25 protein-coding genes are annotated in these 24233 nt (G+C 71.3%); 6 read left to right on the forward strand and 19 right to left on the reverse strand.

Annotation, left to right across the window (positions count from 1 at the left end):
* Positions 1 to 24 precede the first annotated feature (24 nt).
* From nuoK to E3N83_RS12550, 12 genes are all read right to left on the reverse strand, one after another.
* A complete protein-coding gene (gene nuoK / locus E3N83_RS12495; RefSeq protein ID WP_151083562.1) occupies positions 25 to 318 on the reverse strand; it encodes an NADH-quinone oxidoreductase subunit NuoK in 294 nt (97 codons plus the stop codon).
* A complete protein-coding gene (locus E3N83_RS12500; RefSeq protein ID WP_151083563.1) occupies positions 315 to 1127 on the reverse strand; it encodes an NADH-quinone oxidoreductase subunit J in 813 nt (270 codons plus the stop codon). Before E3N83_RS12500 ends, nuoK begins: the two co-directional genes overlap by 4 nt.
* Positions 1124 to 1708, reverse strand: a complete 585-nt coding sequence (nuoI, locus tag E3N83_RS12505) for an NADH-quinone oxidoreductase subunit NuoI (RefSeq protein WP_151083564.1) — start codon at positions 1706 to 1708, stop codon at positions 1124 to 1126. Before nuoI ends, E3N83_RS12500 begins: the two co-directional genes overlap by 4 nt.
* Positions 1705 to 3042, reverse strand: a complete 1338-nt coding sequence (gene nuoH / locus E3N83_RS12510; protein ID WP_151083565.1) for an NADH-quinone oxidoreductase subunit NuoH — start codon at positions 3040 to 3042, stop codon at positions 1705 to 1707. Before nuoH ends, nuoI begins: the two co-directional genes overlap by 4 nt.
* Before the next feature lie 8 nt (positions 3043 to 3050).
* A complete protein-coding gene (locus tag E3N83_RS12515; protein WP_151083566.1) occupies positions 3051 to 5456 on the reverse strand; it encodes an NADH-quinone oxidoreductase subunit G in 2406 nt (801 codons plus the stop codon).
* Positions 5453 to 6763 (reverse strand): NADH-quinone oxidoreductase subunit NuoF, encoded by a 1311-nt coding sequence (nuoF, locus tag E3N83_RS12520; protein WP_151083567.1) that lies wholly within the window; start codon positions 6761 to 6763, stop codon positions 5453 to 5455. Before nuoF ends, E3N83_RS12515 begins: the two co-directional genes overlap by 4 nt.
* A complete protein-coding gene (gene nuoE / locus E3N83_RS12525) occupies positions 6760 to 7548 on the reverse strand; it encodes an NADH-quinone oxidoreductase subunit NuoE (protein WP_151083568.1) in 789 nt (262 codons plus the stop codon). The genes nuoF and nuoE overlap by 4 nt, the downstream gene beginning before the upstream one ends.
* Complete coding sequence (locus E3N83_RS12530) at positions 7545 to 8903, reverse strand: NADH-quinone oxidoreductase subunit D (RefSeq protein WP_151083569.1); 1359 nt, start codon at positions 8901 to 8903, stop codon at positions 7545 to 7547. The genes nuoE and E3N83_RS12530 overlap by 4 nt, the downstream gene beginning before the upstream one ends.
* Positions 8903 to 9637 carry an NADH-quinone oxidoreductase subunit C gene (locus tag E3N83_RS12535; protein WP_272950256.1) on the reverse strand — a complete coding sequence of 245 codons (735 nt, stop codon included), beginning with the start codon at positions 9635 to 9637 and terminating at the stop codon, positions 8903 to 8905. Before E3N83_RS12535 ends, E3N83_RS12530 begins: the two co-directional genes overlap by 1 nt.
* Positions 9634 to 10188, reverse strand: coding sequence for a NuoB/complex I 20 kDa subunit family protein (locus E3N83_RS12540; RefSeq protein ID WP_151083570.1), 555 nt, complete (start codon positions 10186 to 10188; stop codon positions 9634 to 9636). Before E3N83_RS12540 ends, E3N83_RS12535 begins: the two co-directional genes overlap by 4 nt.
* Before the next feature lie 8 nt (positions 10189 to 10196).
* Positions 10197 to 10556, reverse strand: coding sequence for an NADH-quinone oxidoreductase subunit A (locus E3N83_RS12545; protein WP_151083571.1), 360 nt, complete (start codon positions 10554 to 10556; stop codon positions 10197 to 10199).
* A 159-nt stretch (positions 10557 to 10715) separates the two neighbouring features.
* A complete protein-coding gene (locus E3N83_RS12550) occupies positions 10716 to 11405 on the reverse strand; it encodes a demethylmenaquinone methyltransferase (protein ID WP_151083572.1) in 690 nt (229 codons plus the stop codon).
* 190 nt (positions 11406 to 11595) lie between these two features.
* Between E3N83_RS12550 and E3N83_RS12560 the strand changes: the two genes are divergently transcribed.
* Together E3N83_RS12560 and E3N83_RS12565 are read left to right on the forward strand one after the other, a co-directional pair.
* Positions 11596 to 12732: a L,D-transpeptidase family protein gene (locus E3N83_RS12560; RefSeq protein ID WP_191907793.1), complete on the forward strand. Its 1137-nt coding sequence runs from the start codon at positions 11596 to 11598 to the stop codon at positions 12730 to 12732.
* A 64-nt stretch (positions 12733 to 12796) separates the two neighbouring features.
* The gene (locus E3N83_RS12565; RefSeq protein ID WP_202879218.1) at positions 12797 to 14029 is read left to right on the forward strand and encodes an isochorismate synthase; all 1233 of its coding nucleotides are present in this window, start codon (positions 12797 to 12799) and stop codon (positions 14027 to 14029) included.
* 99 nt (positions 14030 to 14128) lie between these two features.
* Here the strand turns inward: E3N83_RS12565 and E3N83_RS12570 are convergent, their stop codons facing one another.
* Genes E3N83_RS12570 through E3N83_RS12595 form a run of 6 tightly spaced genes read right to left on the reverse strand, consistent with a single transcriptional unit; the run spans position 14129 to position 21245 of the window.
* Positions 14129 to 14764 (reverse strand): MBL fold metallo-hydrolase, encoded by a 636-nt coding sequence (locus E3N83_RS12570; RefSeq protein WP_151083574.1) that lies wholly within the window; start codon positions 14762 to 14764, stop codon positions 14129 to 14131.
* An 11-nt stretch (positions 14765 to 14775) separates the two neighbouring features.
* A complete protein-coding gene (locus E3N83_RS12575; RefSeq protein ID WP_151083575.1) occupies positions 14776 to 16638 on the reverse strand; it encodes a Na+/H+ antiporter in 1863 nt (620 codons plus the stop codon).
* A 24-nt stretch (positions 16639 to 16662) separates the two neighbouring features.
* Entirely contained in the window at positions 16663 to 17574 is a 912-nt protein-coding gene (locus E3N83_RS12580; protein WP_151083576.1) for a helix-turn-helix transcriptional regulator, read from the reverse strand.
* Positions 17575 to 17623: 49 nt separating this feature from the next.
* The gene (menD, locus tag E3N83_RS12585) at positions 17624 to 19246 is read right to left on the reverse strand and encodes a 2-succinyl-5-enolpyruvyl-6-hydroxy-3-cyclohexene-1-carboxylic-acid synthase (RefSeq protein WP_151083577.1); all 1623 of its coding nucleotides are present in this window, start codon (positions 19244 to 19246) and stop codon (positions 17624 to 17626) included.
* Positions 19243 to 20223: an o-succinylbenzoate synthase gene (locus tag E3N83_RS12590; protein WP_272950257.1), complete on the reverse strand. Its 981-nt coding sequence runs from the start codon at positions 20221 to 20223 to the stop codon at positions 19243 to 19245. Before E3N83_RS12590 ends, menD begins: the two co-directional genes overlap by 4 nt.
* Positions 20220 to 21245, reverse strand: coding sequence for an AMP-binding protein (locus tag E3N83_RS12595; protein ID WP_151083578.1), 1026 nt, complete (start codon positions 21243 to 21245; stop codon positions 20220 to 20222). Before E3N83_RS12595 ends, E3N83_RS12590 begins: the two co-directional genes overlap by 4 nt.
* A gap of 37 nt (positions 21246 to 21282) precedes the next feature.
* On the opposite strand from E3N83_RS12595, the gene E3N83_RS12600 reads away from it, so the two are divergent.
* From E3N83_RS12600 to E3N83_RS20245, 3 genes are read left to right on the forward strand one after another with little or no spacing between them, the layout of a single operon-like run.
* Positions 21283 to 22566, forward strand: a complete 1284-nt coding sequence (locus E3N83_RS12600) for an MFS transporter (RefSeq protein ID WP_151083579.1) — start codon at positions 21283 to 21285, stop codon at positions 22564 to 22566.
* Positions 22567 to 22574: 8 nt separating this feature from the next.
* Positions 22575 to 23450, forward strand: a complete 876-nt coding sequence (locus tag E3N83_RS12605; RefSeq protein ID WP_151083580.1) for a 1,4-dihydroxy-2-naphthoate polyprenyltransferase — start codon at positions 22575 to 22577, stop codon at positions 23448 to 23450.
* A gap of 39 nt (positions 23451 to 23489) precedes the next feature.
* On the forward strand, positions 23490 to 23621 hold the full coding sequence (locus E3N83_RS20245) for a hypothetical protein (protein WP_272950258.1): 132 nt from the start codon (positions 23490 to 23492) through the stop codon (positions 23619 to 23621).
* Between the two features lie 25 nt (positions 23622 to 23646).
* On the opposite strand, the gene E3N83_RS12610 is transcribed toward E3N83_RS20245, so the two are convergent.
* Positions 23647 to 23907, reverse strand: coding sequence for a DUF4229 domain-containing protein (locus E3N83_RS12610; protein ID WP_151083581.1), 261 nt, complete (start codon positions 23905 to 23907; stop codon positions 23647 to 23649).
* Between the two features lie 105 nt (positions 23908 to 24012).
* On the opposite strand from E3N83_RS12610, the gene E3N83_RS12615 reads away from it, so the two are divergent.
* Positions 24013 to 24204, forward strand: coding sequence for a hypothetical protein (locus E3N83_RS12615; RefSeq protein ID WP_151083582.1), 192 nt, complete (start codon positions 24013 to 24015; stop codon positions 24202 to 24204).
* Positions 24205 to 24233 lie beyond the last annotated feature (29 nt).

Here is a 24233-nt window from a genome sequence, read left to right on the forward strand (position 1 = left end):
GAAGTCAGTCTTCCTGTTGTCGGCTCAGTACTTCAGCAGGCTCGCGTCGTCGACCGAGGCCGACCGGCGGGTGCGGAAGATGGTCATGATGATCGCCAGCCCGACCACGACCTCGGCCGCGGCCACCACCATCACGAAGAAGGCGGCGATCTGGCCGTCGAGGTTGCCGTTCTGCTTGGCGAAGGCCACGAGCGCGAGGTTGGACGCGTTGAGCATCAGCTCCACGCACATGAACACCACCAGCGCGTTGCGCCGGGTGAGCACACCGACCACCCCGATGTTGAAGACGATGGCCGACAGGACGACGTACGGGGTCATGCGGGGGCCTCCTCCTCGGTCGTGGCCGGAGCCGACTGGTCGCGTCCGGCGTGGGACGTGTCTCCGAGCTGCTGCTCGATGTGGGTGATGTCGTCGGCCAGGGCCGGCGCGGAGCGGACCGTACCGCGTGCGGCCAGCACGCGGGAGATCGAGGCCTCCGAGGCGGTGCCGTCGGGCAGCAGGGCCGGGGTGTCCACCGCGTTGTGCCGGGCGAAGACACCGGGCGTCGGCAGGGGTCCGGGGTGCTTGCCGCTCTCGGCGTAGTCACGCAGCCGCTGGGCGGCCAGGCTGGCCTGGCTGGGCTTGGGCTCGAGGCGCTCCCGGTGGGCGAGCACCATCGCTCCGACCGCGGCGGTGATCAGCAGGGCGCTGGTGGTCTCGAAGGCGAAGACATACTTGCCGAACAGGATGTCGGCCAGCGCCGAGATGTTGTTGCCGTTGTCGTTGGCGGCGTCGAGGCCGACCACGGTGCCGAGGCTGATCTGGCTGAGCCCGAGCACGAACGTCGTGCCCAGCAGCAGGCCGCCGATGATCGCCATCACGCGCTGGCCCTTGATCGTCTCGACCACGGAGTCGGACGCGTCGACGCCGACCAGCATCACCACGAAGAGGAACAGCATCAGGATCGCGCCGGTGTAGACGATGATCTGCGCGGCGAAGAGGAACGGCGCGTCGAGGACGAGGTAGAGCATCGCCAGGCTGATCATCACGATCGCCAGCAGCATCGCGGCGTGGACGGCCTTGCGGACGAACAGGATGCCGAGTGCGGCCAGCACGATCACCGGCGCGAGGATCCAGAAGGTGGTCACCCGGTCACCTCCGTCGACGGGCCGGCGCCGGTGGGGCTGTCGGAGGCCTTGAACGTGCCGCGGTAGTAGTCACCCTCGTCGTCGCCGAGCCGCATCGGGTGCGGCGGCTGCTCCATGCCGGGCAGGAGCGGCGCGAGGAGGTCGGACTTCTCGTAGATCAGGTCGGCGCGGTTGTCGTCGGCCAGCTCGTACTCGTTGGTCATCGTCAGCGCACGGGTCGGGCAGGCCTCGATGCACAGGCCGCACAGGATGCAGCGCAGGTAGTTGATCTGGTAGACGCGGCCGTACCGCTCCCCCGGGCTGAAGCGCTCGTCGTCGGTGTTGCTGGCGCCCTCGACGTAGATCGCGTCGGCCGGGCAGGCCCAGGCGCACAGCTCACAGCCGATGCACTTCTCCAGCCCGTCGGGCCAGCGGTTGAGCTGGTGACGGCCGTGGAAGCGCGGCGCCGTCGGTTGCTTCTCGAAGGGGTACTGCTCGGTGACGACCTTCTTGAACATGGTCCGGAAGGTCACGCCGAACCCGGCTACCGGGTCCCAGAGCTGCTCCTTGAGGCTCTTCGGCTCCTCTGCCGTCGGGCTCATCGGTCCTCTCCAACCTGCACTGGTGTCGTGGTGTCCACGGATCTCACGGTCCTGCCGGTGTCGAAGGTGAGCCCGGCCGCAGCGCCGCGAACGGGCCCACCCGCAGGCATCGGCGGCACGGGGAACCCGCCGTCGTACCCCTGCGGGGTGGTGTCGACCGTCTCGTCCTCGGAGGCCACGGCCGAGTCGCCGACGAAGAAGATGGCCAGGAAGAGGACCACCGCGACACCGAGACCGATCAGGAGGTACTTGCGGTCGACGCCGCCGTCGAGCGAGGCGGTCCGGATCGCGGCCACGGCGACGATCCAGACCAGGGAGAACGGGATCAGCCGCTTCCAGCCGAAGGCCATGAACTGGTCGTAGCGCATCCGCGGCAGGCTCCCGCGCAGCCAGATGAACACGAAGATGAAGAACAGCACCTTGCCCATGAACCACAGGAACGGCCAGTAGCCGCTGTTGGCGCCGGCCCAGAGGTGGTCGATCCAGAACGGCGCGTGCCAGCCGCCGAGGAACAGGGTGGTGGCCAGCGCGGAGACCGTGGCCATGTTGATGTACTCGGCCAGGAAGAACAGCGCGAACTTCAGGCTGGAGTACTCGGTGTGGAAGCCGCCGACCAGCTCGCCCTCGGCCTCGGGCAGGTCGAACGGCGCGCGGTTGGTCTCACCGACCATCGAGATCGTGTAGATCACGAACGACGGCATCAGGATCAGCCCGAACCACCACTTGCTCTGGGCGGCCACGATCTGGCTGGTCGACATCGAGCCGGCGTACAGGAACACCGCGACCAGGGCGAGGCCCATGGAGACCTCGTAGGAGATCATCTGGGCGCTCGAGCGCAGGCCGCCCAGCAGGCTGTAGGTCGAGCCGCTCGACCAGCCGCCGAGCACGATGCCGTAGATCCCGATCGAGGCGATCGCCATCACGAACAGCACCGCGACCGGCATGTCCGTGAGCTGGAGCGGGGTGTGCCGGTCGCTCCAGGGCAGCTTCACCTCGGGTCCGAACGGGATCACCGAGAAGGTGATGAACGCGGGGACGGTGGCGATCACCGGCGCGGCCAGGAAGACCACCTTGTCGGCTGCCTTGGGGATGATGTCTTCCTTCAGGGCCAGCTTCACGCCGTCCGCGAGGCTCTGCAGGAGTCCGAACGGGCCGTTGACGTTGGGGCCGATCCGGTGCTGCATCCGGGCCACGACCCGGCGCTCGAACCAGATGTTGAACAGCGTCAGCAGCACCAGGATCAAGAAGATCAGCACGGCCTTGAGCAGCACGAGCCACCACGGGTCCTGCCCGAACTGCTCGAGCCCGGCCGCCGTGGCGACCAGAGACGTCATGGAGGCATTCACTGGTCGGTTCCCTTCACACGTACGCCGCTCCCGGGCGAGGCCAGGTCGGCCAGCACGCCGTTCCCGACCGAGTTGGCCGGTACCCACACGGTGTCGTCGGCCAGGTCGTCGGTCGCCTCGACCGGCAGCGTGACCGAGCCGCGGTCACCGGTCAGAGTGACCATCGGACCCAACGCGGCGGCCGCCTGTCGCGACACCCGGCACACGGGGGTGCGGGCGGTGGCCGCGAGGGGCTTCTCGTTGTCCTGCATGGAGCCGTTGTCGAGCATCAGCTTCCAGGTCGCCAGGGCGAGCTCGTTGGTCTTCGGTGCCGTCGCCTTGGTCGCCGGCTGGGACTCGGGGGGGGCGGCCCGGTCGCCGTCCCACGGGCCGAGGTCGGTCATGGCGGCACGCGCCTCGGCGACGGTGCGGAAGCCCAGCGGACGGCCGAGCTCCTCGGCGATCCCTGCCAGGATCCGGGTCTCCGGCAGTGAGGTCGGGTTGGTGAAGACGGCCTCGAACGGGCGGGTCCGACCCTCCCAGTTCACGAACGTGCCGGCCTTGTCGGTGACCGGGGCGACCGGGAACACCACGTCCGCGGCACGGGTCACGTCGGTCTCGCGCAGGTCCATCGCGACCACGAAGTCTGCCGCCTCGAGCGCAGCGCGGAAGGCGGCGGGGTCGGCCGTGTCGTCGGGGTCGACGCCTCCGACCACGAGCCCACCGAGCTCACCGGCGGCCAGCGCGGCGACGATCGCGTCGCCGTCGCGGCCGGGCTGCTCGGGCAGCGAGTCGACGCCCCACGCGGTCGCGGCGTCCACGCGGGCCGAGGCATCGGCCACTGGCCGGCCACCGGGCAGCAGACCGGGCAGGCAACCGGCCTCGACCGCCCCACGGTCACCCGCCCGGCGTGGGACCCAGGCGAGCCTGGCACCGGTGGTCCGGGCGAGCCGGGCCGCGGCGGTCAGGGCACCCGGCACCGTCGCCATGCGCTCACCGACGAGGATCACGCCGGCGCTGTCGATCTCGACGTCACCGTCGTGGGCGAGCCCGTCGAGGACCTCGGCCTCGGACCCGGGCCGGGCGGCGATCAGGGTGCCGCCCATCTTGCGCAGGCCGTTGGTCGCGAACGGCGCGACCGACCAGACGCGGGTGCGGTGCTCGCGGTTGGCCTTGCGCAGCCGCAGGAAGATCGAGCCGGCTTCGTCCTCGGGCTCGAGGCCGACCAGCAGCACGGAGTTGGCGGTCTCGAGGTCGGCGTACGTCACGGCGCCGTTGCCGGGTGAGCGCAGCACGACCTCGGCGGCCAGGAAGGCCTCCTCCTCGGCCGAATGTGGCCGGGCGCGGAAGTCGATGTCGTGGGTGCCGAGCGCCACCCGGGCGAACGTGCTGTAGGCGAAGGCGTCCTCGGCCGTGACCCGGCCACCGGTGAGCACGCCGGTGGCACCGGCAGCAGACAGCCCCCGTGCCGCCACGGCGAACGCCTCGGGCCACGATGCCGGCCGCAGCTCGCCGTCCTCGCGGATCCGGGGGTAGGTGATCCGGTCGTCGGCGTGGGCGTAGGTGAACGCGAAGCGGTCCTTGTCGGTGATCCACTCCTCGTTGACCTGCGGGTCGTTGCCGGCCAGCCGGCGCATCACCCGGCCGCGCCGGTGGTCGACCCGGATCGCCGAGCCGCACGCGTCGTGCTCGGCCACCGAGGGAGTGGAGACCAGGTCGAAGGGACGCGACCGGAAGCGGTAGTCCGCGCTGGTGAGCGCACCGACCGGGCAGATCTGAATGGTGTTGCCCGAGAAGTAGGACTCGAAGGGCTCCCGCTCGTAGATCCCGACCTGCTGCAGGGCACCCCGCTCGATCAGCGCGATGAAGGGGTCGCCCGCGATCTGCTCGGAGAACCGGGTGCACCGGGCGCAGAGCACGCAGCGCTCGCGGTCGAGCAGCACCTGGGCGGAGATGTTGATCGGCTTGGGGAAGGTCCGCTTCACCCCGCCCGAGGCGGCGAAGCGGGACTCGCCGCGGCCGTTGCTCATGGCCTGGTTCTGAAGGGGGCACTCGCCGCCCTTGTCGCACACCGGGCAGTCGAGCGGGTGGTTGACCAGGAGGAACTCCATGATCCCCTGCTGCGCCTTGTCGGCGACCTCGCTGGTGGCCTGCGTGCTCACGACCATGCCCTCGGCGACGGGGATCGTGCACGACGCCTGGGGCTTGGGGAAGGGTCGGCCGTTGCCCGCGTCGGGGATGTCGACCAGGCACTGGCGGCAGGCGCCCACGGGCTCGAGCAGCGGGTGGTCGCAGAACCGCGGGATCTGGACGCCGACCTGCTCGGCGGCCCGGATCACCAGGGTGTCCTTGGGGACGCTGACCTGGACGCCGTCGACGGTCAGCGTCACCAGGTCGGTCTTCTCGACCTCGGCGGCAGTCATGAGGCGGCTCCCTCGGCGGAGAACACGGTGGCGGCCACCGGGTCGAACGGACAGCCCCCCTCACGGAGGTGCTGGAGGTACTCGTCACGGAAGTACTGGATGGAGCTGGAGATCGGGCTGGTGGCGCCGTCCCCCAGCGCGCAGAACGACCGGCCCAGGATGTTGTCGCACTGGTCCAGCAGGAGGTCGAGGTCGGCCTCGCTGCCGATCCCCTTCTCGAGGTTGGTCAGCGTCTGCACCAGCCACCAGGTGCCCTCGCGGCAGGGCGTGCACTTCCCGCACGACTCGTGCTTGTAGAACTCGGTCCAGCGGAGCACGGCGCGCACGACGCAGGTCGTCTCGTCGAAGATCTGCAGGGCTCGGGTGCCGAGCATCGAGCCGGCGGCGCCCACGCCCTCGAAGTCGAGCGGGACGTCGAGGTGCTGGTCGGTCAGGATCGGGGTGGACGAGCCGCCGGGGGTCCAGAACTTGAGCTCGTGTCCGTGCCGCACGCCACCGGCCAGGTCGATCAGCGTGCGCAGGGTGATGCCGAGCGGCGCTTCGTACTGACCCGGGTTGGTGACGTGGCCGGACAGGCTGAAGATGCCGAAGCCCTTGGACTTCTCGGTGCCCATCGCGGAGAACCACGCCGCACCGTTGCCGATGATGCTCGGCACCGACGCGATCGACTCGACGTTGTTGATCACGGTGGGGCTGGCGTAGAGGCCTGCCACCGCGGGGAACGGCGGACGCAGGCGCGGTTGTCCGCGGCGACCCTCGAGCGAGTCGAGCAGCGCGGTCTCCTCACCGCAGATGTAGGCACCGGCGCCGGCGTGGATCACGAGGTCGAGGCTGTAGCCGGAGCCGTGGATGTCCTGGCCGAGGTGACCGGCGTCGTAGGCCTCCTGCATCGCGCGCTGGAGCCGGCGTACGACGTGGAGCACCTCGCCGCGCACGTAGATGAAGGCGTGGCTCGCCCGGATCGCGTAGCTGCTGATGATCACGCCCTCGATCAGGGTGTGCGGACTCGCCATCATCAGCGGGACGTCCTTGCAGGTGCCCGGCTCGGACTCGTCGGCGTTCACCACGAGGTACTTGGGCCGCGGGTTGTCCTGCGGGATGAAGCTCCACTTCATGCCGGTCGGGAAACCGGCGCCACCGCGCCCGCGCAGGCCGGAGTCCTTGACGGCGGTGATTACGTCGTCCTGGCTCATACCCAGCGCGGTCTTCAGCGCGCCGTAACCGCCCCGGTCCTCGTAGGCGGCGAGGGTCCACGAGCGGTCCTGGTCCCAGTTGTCGGTGAGCACCGGGGTGAGGACGTCGGTCACTTGCCTTCCTCCTGTGCGGTCTCGGTCTCGGCGCGGCCGGTGTCGGCCTGCTGCGCGGCCTCGATCGGGGTGTCGGCGGTGCTGCCGGTCGGCCCGCTCGCGTCGTGGTGGGGAGCGGTCCAGTCGTTCCGGCGGGCCAGGCCCAGGCCCACCAGCGACGCGGCGCCCGCGGACGGCCCCTCGTCGGCCAGGTCGTCCGGGAAGCCCGCGAGCACTCGCTCGGCCTCGCGCCAGGTGACGATGCGCGGGCCTCGGGTCGAGTGGATCTCCTTGCCCTCGCGGAGGTCGTCGACCAGGGCGGTGGCGGACTGCGGGGTCATGTTGTCCATGAACTCCCAGTTGACCGTCATCACCGGCGCGTAGTCGCAGGCGGCGTTGCACTCGATGTGCTCGAGGGTGATGCTCCTGCCCTCCGCGCTCGGCTCCGTGGTCTCGTCGTTGCCGAGGTCGAGGTGCTTCTTGAGCCGCTCGAAGATCGCGTCGCCGCCCATCACCGCGCACAGCGTGTTGGTGCACACCCCCACGTGGTAGTCGCCGACGGGGCGCCGCTTGTACATCGTGTAGAACGTCGCCACACCGCTGACCTCAGCCGCGGTGATGTCGAGGATCTCGGCACAGGCCTCGATCCCCTCGGGCGTGATCCGGCCCTCGACGGACTGCACGAGGTGGAGCATCGGCAGCAGCCCGGAGCGCGGCTGCGGGTAGCGGGCCGCGATCTGCCGGAGCTCGTCGTACGGAAGCTCGTTCGTGGCCGACGCCGGCGACGCGTTGCTGGTGTCGGTCATCGGTCGACGCCTCCCATCACGGGGTCGATGCTGGCGATGGCGACGATCACGTCGGCCACCATGCCACCCTCGGCCATCACGCTGGTGGCCTGGAGGTTGGTGAACGACGGGTCGCGGAAGTGCGCCCGCAGCGGGCGGGTGCCGCCGTCGGAGACCACGTGGGCGCCGAGCTCGCCGCGGGGCGACTCGATCGGGACGTAGGCCTGGCCGGGCGGGACCCGGAAGCCCTCGGTGACCAGCTTGAAGTGGTGGATCAGGGCCTCCATCGACTCACCCATGATGTGGCGGATGTGGTCGAGGCTGTTGCCCATGCCGTCCGAGCCGATCGCCAGCTGGCTGGGCCACGCGATCTTCTTGTCCGCGACCATCACCGGCTCGCCCTCGAGCCTGGCCAGCCGGTCGGCGGCCTGCTCGATGATCTTCAGCGACTCCCACATCTCGGCCAGCCGGATCCGGAACCGGCCGTAGGAGTCGCAGGTGTCCCACGTCTGGACGTCGAAGTCGTAGGTCTCGTAGCCGCAGTAGGGCTGGGTCTTGCGCAGGTCCCACGGGTAGCCGGTCGAGCGCAGCACGGGGCCGGTCATGCCCAGCGCCAGGCAGCCGGCCAGGTCGAGGTGACCGACGTCGTCGAGCCGGCCCTTGAAGATCGGGTTGGCGTTGCAGAGGTCGGCGTACTCGGGGAGCCGCTTCTTCATCAGCGCCACGAAGCCACGGATCTCGTCCAGCGCGCCGGGCGGGAGGTCCTGGGCGACACCGCCGGGGCGGATGAACGCGTGGTTCATCCGCAGGCCGGTGATCAGCTCGAAGAGGTCGAGGACCAGCTCGCGCTCGCGGAAGCCGATCGTCATCACGGTCAGGGCGCCGATCTCCATGCCGCCGGTGGCGATGCAGACCAGGTGGGAGGAGATCCGGTTGAGCTCCATCAGGAGCACCCGCATCACGTTGGCCTTCTCCGGGATGTCGGCCTCGATGCCCAGCAGCCGCTCGACGCTGAGCACGTAGGCGGTCTCGTTGAAGAACGGCGCGAGGTAGTCCATCCGCGTGCAGAAGGTGACGCCCTGGACCCAGGAGCGGTACTCCATGTTCTTCTCGATGCCGGTGTGGAGGTAGCCGATGCCGCAGCGGGCCTCGGTCACCGTCTCGCCCTCGAGCTCGAGGATCAGCCGGAGCACACCGTGGGTCGAGGGGTGCTGGGGGCCCATGTTGACCACGACCCGCTCCTCGGCCTCGTCGAGGCCCTGCGTGATGGAGTCCCAGTCCTGACCGGTGACGGTGAAGACCTTGCCCTCGGAGGTGTCCGAACCGCTCGCGTAGTAGTCCGTGCCCTGCGTGGACTCGTCGGTTGAGCTCGCCATCAGTTGTACGACCTCCTCTGGTCGGGCGGCGGGATCGTGCCGCCCTTGTACTCGACCGGGATGCCGCCCAGCGGGTAGTCCTTGCGCTGGGGGTGGCCGGGCCAGTCGTCGGGCATCAGGATCCGGGTCAGCGCGGGATGACCGTCGAAGACGATCCCGAACATGTCGTAGGTCTCGCGCTCGTGCCAGTCGTTGGTCGGGTAGATGCTGACGATGCTGGGGATGTGCGGGTCGGAGTCGGGAACGCTGACCTCGAGCCGGACCCGGCGGTTGTGCGTCATCGACAGCAGGTGGTAGACGGCGTGGAGCTCGCGGTCGGTGTCTCCGACGTAGTGCACTCCGCTAACCCCGGAGCAGAGCTCGAAGCGGAGCGCCTCGTCGTCGCGGAACATCTGGGCCACGAACGGCAGGTCGTCGCGCCGGATGTGGAAGGTGATCTCGCCGCGGTCGATCACGACCCGCTCGATCGCGCCCTCGAGGTCGGTCGCCCCGAGCCGCGCCTCGATCGCGTCGGCCACCTCGTCGAACCAGCCGCCGTACGGCCGCCGGCTGGCGCCGGGGAACAGCGTGGTCTTGACCAGCCCGCCGTACCCGCTGGTGTCGCCGGTGCCGCGGACGCCGAACATGCCCTCGCGGACGCCCATGGTCTCGACCTCGGTCGAGCCGTCCTGGCCGGTGCCCTGCGGGACCGGGAGCTGAGGGTCCTGAGCGGGGTCCTGGGTGCGGTCGGTCACCTCATCAGGCCCTTCATCTGGGAGGTGGGCAGCGCCGTCAGCGCGGAGGTCTCGAGGTCGACGATCTCGGTACGGCGGTTGGCGCCGAGCTTGGTGTGCTGGACCTGGTCGTGGAGCTTGAGGATCGCGTCGATCAACATCTCCGGGCGCGGCGGGCAGCCGGGGAGGTACATGTCGACGGGGACGACGTGGTCGACGCCCTGGACGATCGCGTAGTTGTTGAACATGCCGCCGCTGCTGGCGCACACGCCCATCGCGAGCACCCACTTGGGGTCGGGCATCTGGTCGTAGATCTGGCGCAGCACCGGAGCCATCTTCTGGCTGACCCGGCCGGCCACGATCATCAGGTCGGCCTGGCGGGGGCTGGCCCGGAAGACCTCCATGCCGAAGCGTGCCAGGTCGTACTTCGGCCCGCCCGTGGTCATCATCTCGATCGCGCAGCACGCGAGGCCGAACGTCGCCGGCCAGAAGCTGGCCTTGCGCATGTAGCCGGCGACGCCCTCGACGGTCGTCAGCAGGACGCCGCTCGGAAGCTTCTCTTCTAGTCCCACGCCACTCCCTAGTCCCAGTCCAGTCCGCCGCGGCGCCAGACATAGGCGTAGGCGACGAACACGGTGATGATGAAGAGCACCATCTCGAGCAGGCCGAAGCCCCGGAGCGCGTCGAAGTGCACGGCCCACGGGTAGAGGAAGACGATCTCGATGTCGAAGACGATGAACATCATCGCGGTGATGAAGTACTTGACCGGGAAGCGTCCTCCGCCCACGGGCTGGGGGGTGGGCTCGATGCCGCACTCGTAGCTGTCCAGCTTCGCGCGGTTGTAGCGGCGGGGCCCGACCTGCGAGGACATCACCACCGAGCCGACCGCGAAGGCGGCGGCGATCAGCGCCAGCACCAGGACCGGCGTGTAGAGCTGCATCGGCCTTTCCTTCCCTGCTCGTGCGTTGTTCGCGGGGCCGGGCACGTGACGCACGTCACGAAGATTGTGACTTTGTGAATACCTTCACGAATCGGCGCGGTCAGTCTAGGACTCCACTACCACCACCGCACCCCCGGGTCCGGCCGCCCCGGGTCCGGCTCAGGCGGTGGCGCGGTGCAGGGCGACGATGCCGCCCGACAGGTTGCGCCACTCGGGACGCTGCCACCCGGCGCGGGCCACGAGGTCGGCGAGGGCGGGCTGGTCCGGCCAGGCCCGGATCGACTCGGCCAGGTAGACGTAGGCGTCCGGGCTCGACGAGACCGCGCGTGCCACGGGCGGCAGCGCGCGCATGAGGTACTCGTCGTACACCGTGCGGAACGGCGCCCAGGTCGGGTGGCTGAACTCGCAGACCACGAGCCGGCCGCCCGGCCGCGTCACCCGGCGCATCTCGCGCAGGCCGGCGAGCGGGTCGACGATGTTGCGCAGTCCGAAGGAGATCGTGACCGCGTCGAACGTCGCGTCCGCGAACGGCAGCCGCGTGCCGTCACCGGCGGTGAACGCCAGGTGCGGCCGGTGCTGCTTGCCGACCCGGAGCATGCCGAGCGAGAAGTCGCAGGGCACCACCGTCGCGCCGGCGTCGGCGAAGGGCTGGCTCGAGGTGCCCGTGCCGGCGGCGAGGTCGAGCACCCGCTCGCCGGGCAGTGGGGCGACGGCGGCGATCACGTCGCGACGCCAACGCCGGTCCTGGCCCAGCGACAGCACGTCGTTGGTGACGTCGTACCGCTTCGCGACAGCGTCGAACATCCGACGTACGTCGTTCGGCTGCTTGTCCAGCTCTGCACGGGCCACGAGCCGAGCGTAGGGCTCGCACCTGTCACCACGCTGAGCAGGGCCGGTGACGACACCGTCGACCGGGCGGCGCGGCTCGGCAACCAAATGCCGGGAAACGGCGTCTTCAGGATCGAGACTGAGGCGTCCTCACCACGCCTCGGCGCCGCGTCGGCAACGCCGGGGCGTGGACCTTCCCCGGAGGAGAACGATGAGAGCGCTCAAGGCGTTGCTGGCCCTCGTGCTGGTGCTGACCGCGGTCGGTGGTGGTGCGTACGCCGCCGGACACGCCACCCGGCACCACGGTCAGGTGCCCGCCGCCGTCCCGCACGTCCGGCCGAGGCCGCCGGTCAGCGCGTCCCCGACCCCGGTCGAGGCGTCCCCGGCCGCACCCTCCCCCTCCACGCCGGTGTCGTCGACGCCGCCTCCGTCGTCACCGCCGGTCGCTCCGGTGGTGGTGCAGGTGGTGATGGCGCGCGGGGCGCACGGCGCCGACGTGCGCGGCCTCCAGCAGCGCCTGTCCCAGCTCGCCTGGCTGCCGGAGACCACCACCGGGAGGTACGACGCCACCACGGCAGCGGCGGTGAAGGGCTTCCAGGCCAAGCACGGTCTCCCGGCCACCGGGAGGCTCGATCGTCGTACATGGCACCGGCTGGTCGCGCTGACGGCGACGCCGAGCCACGACGCGATGTTCAACGTCCTCCACCCGGGTCCGACGCTGTGGGGCCCCGGCGACCAGGGCCGACAGGTGCGCGAGGTCCAGGCGCGCCTGGCTCAGCTCGACTGGTACTTCGGCGACGTCACGGGCAGCTACGACGCCCACACCGTAGCCGCGGTCAAGGGCTTCCAGGCCAAGCGGCAGATCCCGGTCACCGGGAACGTCGACCAGCGCACACTGGACCGGCTCGACACGATGACGACCACACCGACCGCGGACGCCCTGCACAACGTCGTACCGTCACCGGGCCCGCTCGACGCGCGCTGCCTGACCGGACGGGTGATGTGCATCGACAAGACCAGCAGCACGCTGCGCTGGGTGGTCGACGGCAAGGTCCTGCAGACGATGGACGTGAGGTTCGGCTCGACCCTCAACCACACCCCCACGCGGGAGGGCCTCTTCCACGTCTTCCTCAAGGACGCCGACCACGTCTCCACCCTGTTCGGCTCGGCGATGCCCTTCTCGATGTTCTTCTCCGGTGGCGAGGCCGTCCACTACTCGTCGGACTTCGCCACCTTCGGCTACGCCGGTGCGTCACACGGCTGCGTCAACATCCGTGACTACGACGGGATCCGGTGGCTGTTCTCGCAGGTGCGCGTGGGCGACAAGGTGGTCGTGTACTGGTCGTGACCTTGGCGACAGAAGGGGTCGTCGACTCCGGATCGGGCGTGGTCGCCGAGTACGCTTCCCGACTGTGACGAGCAGCCTGACGGTGCGCACCACCGAGCTCCCTGTCGACGACCGGTTGCTCGACCTGGTGCCCGCCGACGACGCTGTCACGTGGCTCCGCCGCGACGAGGGTCTGGTGGGCTGGGGAGTGGCCGCACGCATCCGCACCCGCGGCCTGACCCGCTTCTCCGACGCCGACAAGTGGTGGACCGAGACCTGTGCCCGGGCCGACGTCCACGACGAGGTGAACGAGCCGGGCTCCGGGCTGGTCTGCTTCGGCACCTTCGGCTTCGCCGACGACCCCGGTGACTCGGTCCTGGTCATCCCGGAGGTCGTGATCGGCCGCCGCGCGGGCCGCACCTGGCTGACCCTGGTCGACGGCGCCGCGTTCGACCCGGCCGGCGACCGGACAGCGAACCGGCCGGTCGCCCCCGAGGACGTCGTCTTCGCCGACGGAGCCCTGGACGGCGAGCGCTGGATGGCGGTCGTCGCCGACGCCGTACGCCGGATCAACAGCGGCGCGCTGGAGAAGGTCGTGCTGGCCCGCGACCTGATCGCGTCCGCCGTCGCCCCGATCGACATCCGGTGGCCGCTGGCGCGGCTCGCCGAGACCTACCCGATGTGCTGGACCTTCCACGTCGACGGCATGTTCGGGGCGACGCCGGAGATGCTGGTCCGCCGCGAGCGCGGCCTGGTCACCTCCCGGGTGCTGGCCGGCACCATCCGGCGCACCGGCGACGACGAGCGCGACCTGGCCCTGGCCGCGATGCTGGCCCGCTCCAGCAAGGACCTCGAGGAGCACGAGTACGCCGTCCGGTCCGTCGCCGACGCTCTCGAGCCGCACTGCTCGTCGATGAACGTGCCGGAGGCGCCGTTCGTGCTGCACCTGCCCAACGTGATGCACCTGGCCACCGACGTTGCCGGGGTGGTGCACGACTCCACCACCGTGTCGTCGCTCCAGCTCGCTGCGTCGCTGCACCCGTCTGCGGCCGTCGGGGGCACCCCCACGGCCGAGGCGGTGCGGCTGATCGCCGAGATCGAGGGTATGGACCGCGGCCGCTACGCCGGCCCGGTCGGCTGGATGGACACCACCGGCGACGGTGAGTGGGCGATCGCCCTCCGCTCGGCCGAGGTCGACGGGAACACCGTGCGGCTCTTCGCCGGCTGCGGCATCGTCGCCGACTCCGAGCCCGAGGACGAGCTGGCCGAGGCCCAGGCCAAGTTCGTCCCGGTCCGCGACTCCCTGACCACCGGCTGACGACCTCCCCCCAGTTGCCTCCCCGCTCCGTCCCGGGATAGTCCGGCACGCCTGGCACCTTGCGGGGCTGCCCCGAGGTGCCAGGCGTGCCGGACTATCTCAGGTCAGGTCGGCGCCGTCGGGGATCCGGCTGAAGGAGAGCGACTCGGGGAGCAGTGCAGCGTACTGGCCGTCCAGGATCCGCAGACCGGCCTCGGAGTAGACCCGGTCGTGGATGGCGAGGTTGCGGGGGGCGCCCACCGCGCGAGCGAAGTCGATGCCCTCGGCGGCCCGCATCCACGGCGCGCAGACCGGGACGCAGAGGACGTCGACGGCCTGCTCGGGCACGGTGAGCGAGTCTCCGGGGTGGTAGACGGTCGTGTCACCGAGGGTGAAGACGTAACCGGAGTTGAAGAAGCGCGGCAGGTCGGGGTGGATCACCGCGTGCAGCTCGCCGACCGACACGGCGGGGATGCCGGGGTCGAACGACGTCCCGGGCGTGACGACGGTGACCCGCTCGGCCACGTCGGGGGCGTCCTCGCGGATCTTCGCGGCGACCGCGTCGATGGTGAACACCGGCGCGTCCGAGCGCTTCAGGTGGTCGGGCAGGTAGTGGTCCGGGTGCTCGTGGGTGATCACCACCGCGTCGGCGCCGTCGAGCGCGTCGGGCTCGGTGAACATCCCCGGGTCGAGGACGACGGTCGTCCCGTCGTGCTCGAGCCGGACGCAGGAGTGGCCGAACTTCGTGATCCGCATCGGGGCTCCTCTCAAGCGGTCAGGTGGTGCACGTAGCACCACCGCCAGTCTTCACCCGGCTCGGCGGACTCCATCACCGGGTGCGCGGAGTCGTGGAAGTGGCGGGTCGCGTGCCGGCGCGGCGAGGAGTCGCAGCAGCCGACGTTGCCGCACTCGAGGCACTGACGCAGGGCGACCCACGTCGTACCCTCGCGCAGGCAGTCGCCGCACTCCGGCTCGGCCACCGTCTCGATCGCGGGGCTGGCCTCCAGGTGCTCGCACGTGGCGCCGGTACGACGTACCGAGACGACGTGGCGGAGCTCGTCGCGACTCTGCTGGCTGATGTCGAGCATGGACTCCTCGACGTCGAGCATGGAGAGCACCTCGCTGATCACCTCGCTGGCGACCGTGCCGGAGCCCCGGATCGCCAGCACCCGCGAGCGTTCGGCGTCGATCATCTCCAGCCGGACCCGCGAGTAGAGCTCGGTCGGCGTCTCCTGGTCGGCGACGGTGCCGAGCCGCTCCCACGCCGCGAAGTTGCGCTGCTCGATGCGCTGCTCGATCAGGTCGAACACGCCGTGCGGGTCGTCGTACTCCAGCTCGTGGAGGCGCTTGAAGCCGGCCTTGGACGCCTGCTGGAGCACCGTGGCCCGCGCCAGCGCGTCCTCCAGCGGGTCGGGTGCCGGCACGTGGAGGCGGCGGGTGAGCCACGGCAGCGACAGGCCCTGGACGAACAGGGTGCCGGCCACGACGGTGAACGCGATCAGCAGCAGCACCTCGCGGTACGGCGTGTCGGCGGGGATCACGAACGCCGCGGCCAGGGTGACCACGCCCCGCATCCCGGCCCAGCCCAGCAGGAAGGTGAACGTCGGCGGTGGGGGCCGCCCCAGGTCGGGGTCGTGCCCCGGCCGGATCAGCAGGTAGCGCGCCACGAACACCCACACGATCCGCAGCACCACGACCGCGACCAGCGTCAGGCCGCACACGGCCACGATCCGGCCCGTGCCGACCGTGCTCCGGCCGACGTCGCCCACGATCCAGCTGGCCTGCAGCCCGATCAGCAGGAAGACGGTGTTTTCCAGGCCGAACGCGATGGTGCGCCAGTTCATCCGCTCGGCGATCCGGGACTGGGCGGTCTGCACGATCGGCGCCTTGTGTCCCAGCAGCAGCCCGGCGACCACGACCGAGACGACACCGGAGGAGTGCAGCTCCTCCGAGGCGATGTAGGTGGCGTAGGGGATCACGAAGGAGATCGCCGTGTCGAGGATCGGGTCCTCGATGTGGCGACGCAGCCGGGCGACGACGTAGAAGACCACGAAGCCGATCACCGCACCACCGACCGACGCGACCAGGAAGTCGGCCCCGACCCGCCACATCGCGACGCCGCCCGCTCCCGCGGCGACCGAGGTGCGCAGGGCGACCAGCGCGGTCGCGTCGTTGAACAGCGACTCGCCCTCGAGGATCGTCACGATCCGGCGCGGCAGCCCGATCCGTCGGGCGATCGCGGTGGCCGCGACGGCGTCGGGAGGCGCGACCACGGCACCGATCGCCAGCGCCGCCCACCAGTCCAGCCCCGGCAGGAGCGCGTGGACCAGCCAGCCGATGCCCGCGGTGGTGAACACGACCAGCCCGACGCTGAGGAGCAGGATCGACCGCCGGTTGGCGTTGAAGTCGACCAGCGAGGTCTGGATCGCTGCGGAGTACAGCAGCGGTGGCAGCAGCCCGAGCAGCACGACGTCGGAGGTCAGGTGGACCGTGGGCACGAACGGGAGGTAGGACGCCGCCACCCCGACCACGATCAGCAGCAGCGGGGCCGGGGCGTCGAACCGGGCGGCCAGAGCGGACACGGCCAGCACGACCAGAGCGAGCGCAACCAGCTCGAAGGCGATCTCCACCCGCTCATTGTGTCCGGAGGTGGCTCAGCCGCGGTCGTCCACCCAGCGCATGGGATCTCCCCAGCCCAGCTCGTCGATGCCGTGCCGGGCCAGCGCCATCACCACCAGCGTGCGCCGGTACGCCGCGAACGTGAGCACGTGGGCGACCATCCCGCCGTACGTGAAGACCTCGGCCTGCTCGCAGACCGCGTCGACGAAGGTGTCGTCGAGGCGCCCCTGGTCGCAGACCTCGCGGACGTGGGCGAGGTAGCGCGGCCCCTCGATCGCCAGGCGCCGGCGCATCGAGCTGACCGACTCGTGCTCCTCGACGCTCCAGTCGTAGTCGCGGGTGGCCATCGCGGCGTTCCACATGCCCATCTGGCCGACCAGACGGCTCAGCAGCGAGCGCAGCGTCTGGCGGTCGTCGTCGACCTCGACGACGACCGGCTCGTCGAGCTGGCCGTCGGTCAGCCGCTCGGCCAGCCGCACCATCTCGCCGGTCAGCCAGATGTGGTGCTCGACCATCTTCTCCACGAGATCCGAACCTCCGACCATGTCGCGCGAGGGCAGCCGGATGCTGGCCGGCGGGACGAAGTGGACGGACACCGGGTCGCCGATCTGGATGTGCCCGGGCTTCGCCCGCCACTCGCGGGGCGGCACGCCGTACGACTTGGTGAAGGCACGGGTGAACGCCTCGTGCGAGGAGTAGCCGGCCTCGACGGCGATGTCGATCAGTGGCGCCTTCGTCGAGATCATCCGGTACGCCGCCCGCTCGAGCAGGATCCGCCGGCGCAGCGCCTGCGGCGGTTCGCCGCCGACCGACTTGATGATCCGGTCGAAGTGGAAGCGCGAGAAGTGATGCCGCGCCGCCCAGTCGTCGCCGGTCGCCTCGTGGTCGTCGAGTGCGCCGGCCAGGCCGTCGACGAACTCGGCGAAGGTGTCGGCCGCGGTGCTCATGGCGTCCATGGTGCCTCCGGAGGGCTGCCCGCGTCTTGATCCGGCTTGCTCAGCCCGGGCCGCCGAGGGCGCGGATCCGCTCGTCCAGGTCGCGCCGGTTGTCACGGCGGACGACGGCCTCGACCACCTCGATCCCGCCGTTCGGGCTGGCCAGCGCCTGCTCCAGCTCGGGGCGCGAGGTGACGCGGAGGTGCGGAGTCCGGGTGGCGGCGCAGAGGCCGGCGAGGTCGACTCCGTGGGGAGTGCCGAAGAGCGCGTCGTAGCGGTCCGCGTGCTCCGGCGCCCCCTGCTCGAGCATCGCGAAGATCGAGCCGCCGTCGTCGTTGACGACCACCAGGGTCAGGTCGGGCTCGGGCTGACCGGGGCCCCGCACCAGTCCGTTGCTGTCGTGAAGGAACGTCACGTCGCCGAGCAGCGCGAGGCTGCGGGTCGACTCGCGGCCGAGCGCGGCACCGATCGCCGTCGAGACCATGCCGTCGATGCCCGACAGGCCACGGTTGGCGATCACCTTGCGGCGGTCGCCCACGTCGTACCGCGGCACCATCAGGTCGAGGTCGCGGATCGGGCTCGAGGCGCCGACGACGAGCAGCCCCCCGGCCGGCAGGGCGCGGGCGACCGCGCCCGCCACGTCGTACGGCGTGAGGTCGGGCTCGGCGGCCAGCAGCCGGTCGAGCTTCCCGGCCAGGGCCGCGTCCGCCTGCTTCCAGCGGGCGAACCAGTCGGTGGAGTCGGGCTCCGCGGCCCGGGCTCGTTCGAACGAGGCGGCGACCGGGTAGGGCCGGCGCAGCTCGCGACCCGGCGTGGGAGCCGCCCACACGTCGACGTCCTCGCGCGCCAGCAGCCGACTGACCGGCCGGGAGAGGGTCGGGTGCCCGAGGACGACGACCCGCTCGATCTCCTGCCCCAGCACGCCGTCGAGCAGGAGCCGGTAACAGCGGATCGCGTGGTCGCCGGTACGGGAGCCGCTGCTGGGCTCGGCGAACAGCGGCCAGCCGGCCTCCTGGGCCAGCATCCGGGCCGGTGGCCCGGCGTCGTCGCCGGCCACCACCACCGTGCGCGGCCCCGCCGGCAGCACCGTCACCTCACCGTCGCCGCCCAGGAACGGCCCGCGCGGCCGCTCCGCCCGCACCCCCGGCGCGTCGGCCCACCCCTCCCCCGGCACCAGCGGGTCGTCCAGCTGCACATTGAGATGAATGGGTAGTCCGTGACGTAAGCGCCCTATTTCCGGACCGGATAGGGCGCTTACGTCACGGACTATCGCGAAGTCGGCGACATCGAGGGTGGGGACGAGGGGGCCGAAGACGCCGACCTGGTCGGTGGTCTGGTTGGCGTCGGTGCCGCGCAGGCGAGCGGGGCGGTCGGCGGTGACCGCGACCATCGGTACGCCGGCGTGGGCGGCCTCGAGCAGGGCCGGGTGGAGGTTGGCGACGGCGGTGCCCGACGTGCAGATCACCGCCGCTCGCGAGCCGACCTTGGTCAGACCGAGGGCCAGGAAGGCGGCGGAGCGCTCGTCGAGCCGGGTGTGCAGCCGGACCGAGCCGGCCTGCGCCGCGTCGTACGCCGCGAACGACAGGGGCGCGTTGCGCGAGCCGGGTGCGACCACGATCTCGCGGACCCCGGACTCGACCAGGAGGGTGACCACGGCCCGAGCCAGGTCCGTGGATGTGCTCATCGGGGACGATCCTCCCTCATCGCGCGGGAGGCCCGGAAGGCGAGGACCCCGTCCAGCCGTGCCTCCCACCACGCCACCCGGTCCGGGGACGCCTCGAACTCCGCCAGCCACGCGGGCAGGACCAGAGGCAGCAGCACCGGGAGCTTCCCGTCCAGGGGGAACAGCTCCGGCGACGCGACGTCGGCCGTGAGCAGCGACCGGGTCGCGAGGCCGCACGCGTGGTCGAGGCGGGGCAGCGACGCCGCCAGGGACACCCCGGCGGCCAGGCCGAGCGACGTCTCCAGCGCCGACGAGACCACCACCGGCATCCCGATGTCGTCGGCGATCCGCAGGCAGGCCCGCACGCCACCCAGCGGCTGCACCTTGAGCACCGCGATGTCGGCGGCCCCGAGGTCGCGCACGCGGTAGGGGTCGGCGGCCCGCCGGATCGACTCGTCGGCGGCGATCGGGACCGCGACCCGGCGGCGTACCGACGCGAGGTCCTCCACCGACGCGCACGGCTGCTCGACGTACTCCAGGCCGCCCGCCGCCCGGTCCAGCTCGGCGATCGCGGCGACCGCCTGGTCGACCGTCCAGGCACCGTTGGCGTCGACCCGCACCCGGCCCGTCGGACCGAGCGCGTCGCGCACCGCCTCGACCCTGGCCAGGTCGTCGGCGAGGGCCGAGCCCGGGTCGGCCACCTTGACCTTGGCCGTGGCGCAGCCGGACGCGAGCACCAGCGCGTGGGCGGCCTCCGGGGAGACCACGGGCACCGTCGCGTTCACCGGTACGTCGTCGCGCACGACCACGGGCCAGTCACCGGCCGCGGCCTCCTCGGCGCAGCGCAGCCAGGCCTCGGCCTCCTCGGGCGGGTACTCGACGAACGGGCTCCACTCGCCCCAGCCTGCGTCGCCCTCGATCACCGCACCCTCCCGCACCGTGATGCCGCGGAAGCGGGTGGTCATCGGGATCGAGAAGACCCGCAGCCGGCCGGTCACCGCGGCGCCACGAGGTCGCGGACCGCGAGCCGGTCGACCTTCCCGTTGGCCAGCATCGGGATCGCGGCCACGACCCGCACCTCGCGCGGCGCCCAGGGCCGCGGGTGCACGGCGGCCACCCAGTCGCGCGCCTCGTCGAGCGTCAAGGTCCCGGGCTCGACCAGCGACACGATCGCGACCACGCGGTTGCCCCACTCGGCGTCGGGCAGCCCGACCACCTCGGCGGCGGTCACCGACGGGTGCTCGCGCAACCGCGCCGCGACCGCGGCCGCCGGCACGTTGACCCCTCCACTGACGACGATGTCGTCGACCCGCCCGAGCACCCGCAGCCGGCCGTCGTCCTCGAGCCTTCCGGCGTCGGAGGTGACGAACCACCCGTCGACGAGAGCCTCCCGGGTCGCTTCGGGGGCGTCGAGGTAGCCGTCGAAGATCGTCGGGCCGGCGATCCGGATCCTGCCGTCCGGGGCCAGCGCGAGGCCGACGCCGTCCAGGGGGACGCCGTCGTACACACAGCCGCCGCAGGTCTCCGCCGAGCCGTACGTCGCCACGGCGCGCACGCCCGCCTCGTCGGCCCGGGCCCGAAGCGAGGGATCGACCGGTCCGCCCCCGACCAGCACGGTGTGACAGGCGCCCAGGGCGGCCCGGTCGGCCGGCGAGTCGAGCCAGCGGTGCAGCTGGGTGGGGACGACGGACACGAACGCACCGTCGGTCGACACCGAGGCGGGCGTCCGGTCACCGAGCGCCACCGGCCGGTGCCCGGCGAGCAGCGAGCGGACCACGACGTTGAAGCCCGCGACGTACGACGACGGGAGGGCGAGCAGCCACGGCCCGCTGCCGCCGAGCCGGGCCGCCGACGCCGCGGCCGAGGCCAGCACCGCCTCGCGTCGCAGGAGCACCTGCTTGGGCGTGCCCGACGAGCCCGACGTGGAGATCACCAGCGGGTCCGGCGCCTCGGCCGACAACCACTCCGACACCGCGTCGACGTCGCGCTCGGCGTCGCCGGTCAGCCGGAGGTAACCCATGCGACGCACGCTACTGGCGGCTGGAAGAATCCGAACGGTGCCCACCTGGATGACGCGGATGCTCCCCGAGTCCCGGGTGGCCCGTCGGCTCTCGGTCCAGTCGGTGCTGTTCGCCTTCGGCGACGGCGTCTTCACCACCGGGAACGCGGTCTACTTCACCCAGATCGTCGGGCTCAGCGCCGCCCAGGTCGGACTCGGCCTGTCCCTCAGCGGCCTGTCCGTGCTGGCCCTCTCGGTGCCGATGGGCCGCGTCGCCGACCGGTACGGCGGCCGGCGGGTGTGGGCCGTCGGCGCTTTCGTCGAGGCGCTGCTGTATCTCACCTACCCGTTCATCCACGGCTTCCCGCCGTTCGTGCTGCTGCTGACCGGCTTCGCGATCATCGCCACGGCCGGTAACGCGGGCCGTGGCGCCTACACGATCGGGATCTTCCCGCGCGAGGAGCGAGTACGGAACCAGGCGTTCCTGCGGGCCGCCCTCAACCTCGGCTTCACCCTCGGTGCGCTGGGCGGCGGCCTCGCCCTGGCCACCGACAGCCGCGACGTGATCCGGATGGTGCCGGTCTTCTCGGCCCTGGTGCTGGCCGCGAACGCCTTCCTGATCTCGCGGCTGCCCGACCTCCGGCCTGCCGCTGTCGAGTCGGCGGACGAGGCCGAGGCCGAGGCGGAGGACGAGGTGGGGGCGAGCCCCGCCAGCCCCAAGGCCCTGAAGAACCGCGGCTACGTCGTCACCTCGGTGCTGAGCGGCATCGCCGGCACCCACTGGATCCTGCTGCTGGTGGTGATCCCGCTCTGGCTGGTCGAGCGCACCGACGCTCCGCACTGGGTGCTGGCGTGGCTGTTCGGCACCAACACCGTGCTGGCCGTGCTGTTCCAGGTGCCGGCCGCACGCGGCATGAACACCATCAGCGGCGCCCTCCGTGGCGTCCGGCTCGCCACCGGCTTCATGGTGGTCTCGTGCGCCCTCGTGGCCGTCACCGGCGACACCATCGGCTGGGTCTCCGTGGTGCTGCTGCTGGTCGGGCACATGACGGTCACCGGCGCGGAGCTGTTCGAGTCGGCGGCCACCTGGGGCTTCATGGCCGAGCTGTCCGACCCCTACCGGCGCGGGGAGTACCAAGGCGTCTGGGGCATGGGCGGACGGATCACCAACATCCTCGGCCCCGCGGCGTACACCTGGCTGGCGCTCGACCAGGGCACCGTTGGCTGGGCGGTGATCGCCACCACGATCGTGCTCGCCGCCGTGCTCCTGCATCCCTCGGTCAGGGCGGCCGAGCGCTTCCTGGTCACCCACGAGCTCGACGTGTCGCGCACGCCTGCTTGAATCCGGTCATGGCAACACCGGGCGAGTGGCTCGCCGGCGCACGTCCGCGCACCCTCCCCGCCGCGATCTCGCCGGTGCTCGCCGGCACGGCCGTCGCCGTGTACGACGGCGGAGCGGTGTGGTCGAAGGCCCTGCTGGCCCTCGTGGTCAGCCTCGCCCTCCAGGTCGGGGTGAACTACGCCAACGACTACTCCGACGGCATCCGCGGCACCGACGCCGACCGGGTCGGACCGATGCGCCTGGTGGGCTCCGGCCGAGCCACGCCGGCCGCGGTCAGGCGCGCGGCGTTCACCGCCTTCGGAGTGGCTGCCGCGGCCGGCCTGGTGCTCGCGGTCACCACCGCCTGGTGGCTGCTGGTCGTCGGGCTCGTGTGCGTGGCCGCCGCCTGGTTCTACACCGGCGGCTCCCGGCCCTACGGCTACCTCGGGCTCGGCGAGGTGATGGTCTTCGTGTTCTTCGGGCTGGTCGCGGTGACCGGCACGGCGTACGTCCAGACCGAGACCTGGCAGCTCCCCGCGCTGGACGCCGCGGTCGGGATCGGCGCGATCGCCTGCGCGATCCTGGTCGCCAACAACCTGCGCGACATGCCCACCGACCGCCTCAGCGGCAAGCTCACCCTCGCGGTCCGGCTCGGCGACGAGCGCACCCGCGGGTTCTACGTCCTGCTGCTCGCCCTCGCGGCGGTCGCCCTGGTCGGAGTCGCCCTCACGACGTCGTGGTGGGCCCTGGTCGCCCTGGTGTACGCCGTACCCGCGGCGCGCGGCGCCCGCGTCGTCGTCGGTGGCGCGCGAGGCCCCGGTCTGATCCCGGTGCTCCAGAGCACCGGTGTCGCCGAGCTCCTCTACGGGCTGGGGCTGCTCGTGGGCCTGGCCATCGCGGCCTGAGCACCCCACCGGTCCGACGTCGCGGCGTAGGCTGGCCGCATGTTCTGGATCATCCTGCTCGTGGTCATCGTCGTCGGAGTCGTCGCGTGGAAGATGCGCGCGCCGCTGCTGGCCAAGATCCTCGGCCAGGACCGCTCGCGGATCGACCGCCAGCTCAACCGGCGGAAGTGAGTCGACCGGCGGATCCTCAGGCCGCTCAGTCCACGTCTTCCTTGGCGCGCATCTCGTCGAACCTCGCCGCAGCCCGGTGGGCTCGCGCGTCGACGTGGCTGGCCAGGGCTGCGCGCTGCCGGCCGAGCAGGAAGTATGACGCGACGCCGCTGAGCAGCAGCCCGATCACCAGGGCCCACATCACCGAGACCGATCCGGTCACGGCCAGCCACACCCCGAACACGATCGCCACCGAGGCCGCGAAGATCAGCAGCCGCAGGCCGGTGTAGGTCCAGAACTCCTTCACGGGGCCAGCCTAATCGGGTGCGACCAGCGGCCCCGCATCCCGTCGATCCCGACGGTTTCGCGGACGCCCGCCCGGTCTCACCGTGGACGACCTACTCTTGGTCACGTGTGGAGGTTCTTGTTGCTGCTGGTCATCGTGGCAGTCGGCTCCTACTACGCCGCGCGCTTCCTGCTGGAGGGCTTCCCCCGCAGACACGACCGCTCGCAGACCTACCAGCGGCCGATGGGTCCCGACGACGACGACGAGTTCCTCGCCCAGATCTCGCGCCGCAACAAGGGCCCGGACGACCCGAGCTGATCAGCTGGTGCCTTCGCCCGCCCGCCGGG

This window comes from Nocardioides cynanchi (genome assembly GCF_008761635.1).
GTDB classification, from domain to species: domain Bacteria; phylum Actinomycetota; class Actinomycetes; order Propionibacteriales; family Nocardioidaceae; genus Nocardioides; species Nocardioides cynanchi.

Bases quoted from the DNA above. Each gene is read 5' to 3' on its own strand.
- nuoK (WP_151083562.1), bottom strand. From the start codon at position 318: ATGACCCCGTACGTCGTCCTGTCGGCCATCGTCTTCAACATCGGGGTG.
- nuoI (WP_151083564.1), bottom strand. From the start codon at position 1,708: ATGAGCCCGACGGCAGAGGAGCCGAAGAGCCTCAAGGAGCAGCTCTGG.
- nuoH (WP_151083565.1), bottom strand. From the start codon at position 3,042: ATGACGTCTCTGGTCGCCACGGCGGCCGGGCTCGAGCAGTTCGGGCAG.
- E3N83_RS12515 (WP_151083566.1), bottom strand. From the start codon at position 5,456: ATGACTGCCGCCGAGGTCGAGAAGACCGACCTGGTGACGCTGACCGTC.
- nuoE (WP_151083568.1), bottom strand. From the start codon at position 7,548: ATGACCGACACCAGCAACGCGTCGCCGGCGTCGGCCACGAACGAGCTT.
- E3N83_RS12530 (WP_151083569.1), bottom strand. From the start codon at position 8,903: ATGGCGAGCTCAACCGACGAGTCCACGCAGGGCACGGACTACTACGCG.
- E3N83_RS12545 (WP_151083571.1), bottom strand. From the start codon at position 10,556: ATGCAGCTCTACACGCCGGTCCTGGTGCTGGCGCTGATCGCCGCCGCC.
- E3N83_RS12560 (WP_191907793.1), top strand. From the start codon at position 11,596: ATGAGAGCGCTCAAGGCGTTGCTGGCCCTCGTGCTGGTGCTGACCGCG.
- E3N83_RS12570 (WP_151083574.1), bottom strand. From the start codon at position 14,764: ATGCGGATCACGAAGTTCGGCCACTCCTGCGTCCGGCTCGAGCACGAC.
- E3N83_RS12580 (WP_151083576.1), bottom strand. From the start codon at position 17,574: ATGAGCACCGCGGCCGACACCTTCGCCGAGTTCGTCGACGGCCTGGCC.
- menD (WP_151083577.1), bottom strand. From the start codon at position 19,246: ATGAGCACATCCACGGACCTGGCTCGGGCCGTGGTCACCCTCCTGGTC.
- E3N83_RS12595 (WP_151083578.1), bottom strand. From the start codon at position 21,245: ATGGGTTACCTCCGGCTGACCGGCGACGCCGAGCGCGACGTCGACGCG.
- E3N83_RS12605 (WP_151083580.1), top strand. From the start codon at position 22,575: ATGGCAACACCGGGCGAGTGGCTCGCCGGCGCACGTCCGCGCACCCTC.
- E3N83_RS20245 (WP_272950258.1), top strand. From the start codon at position 23,490: ATGTTCTGGATCATCCTGCTCGTGGTCATCGTCGTCGGAGTCGTCGCG.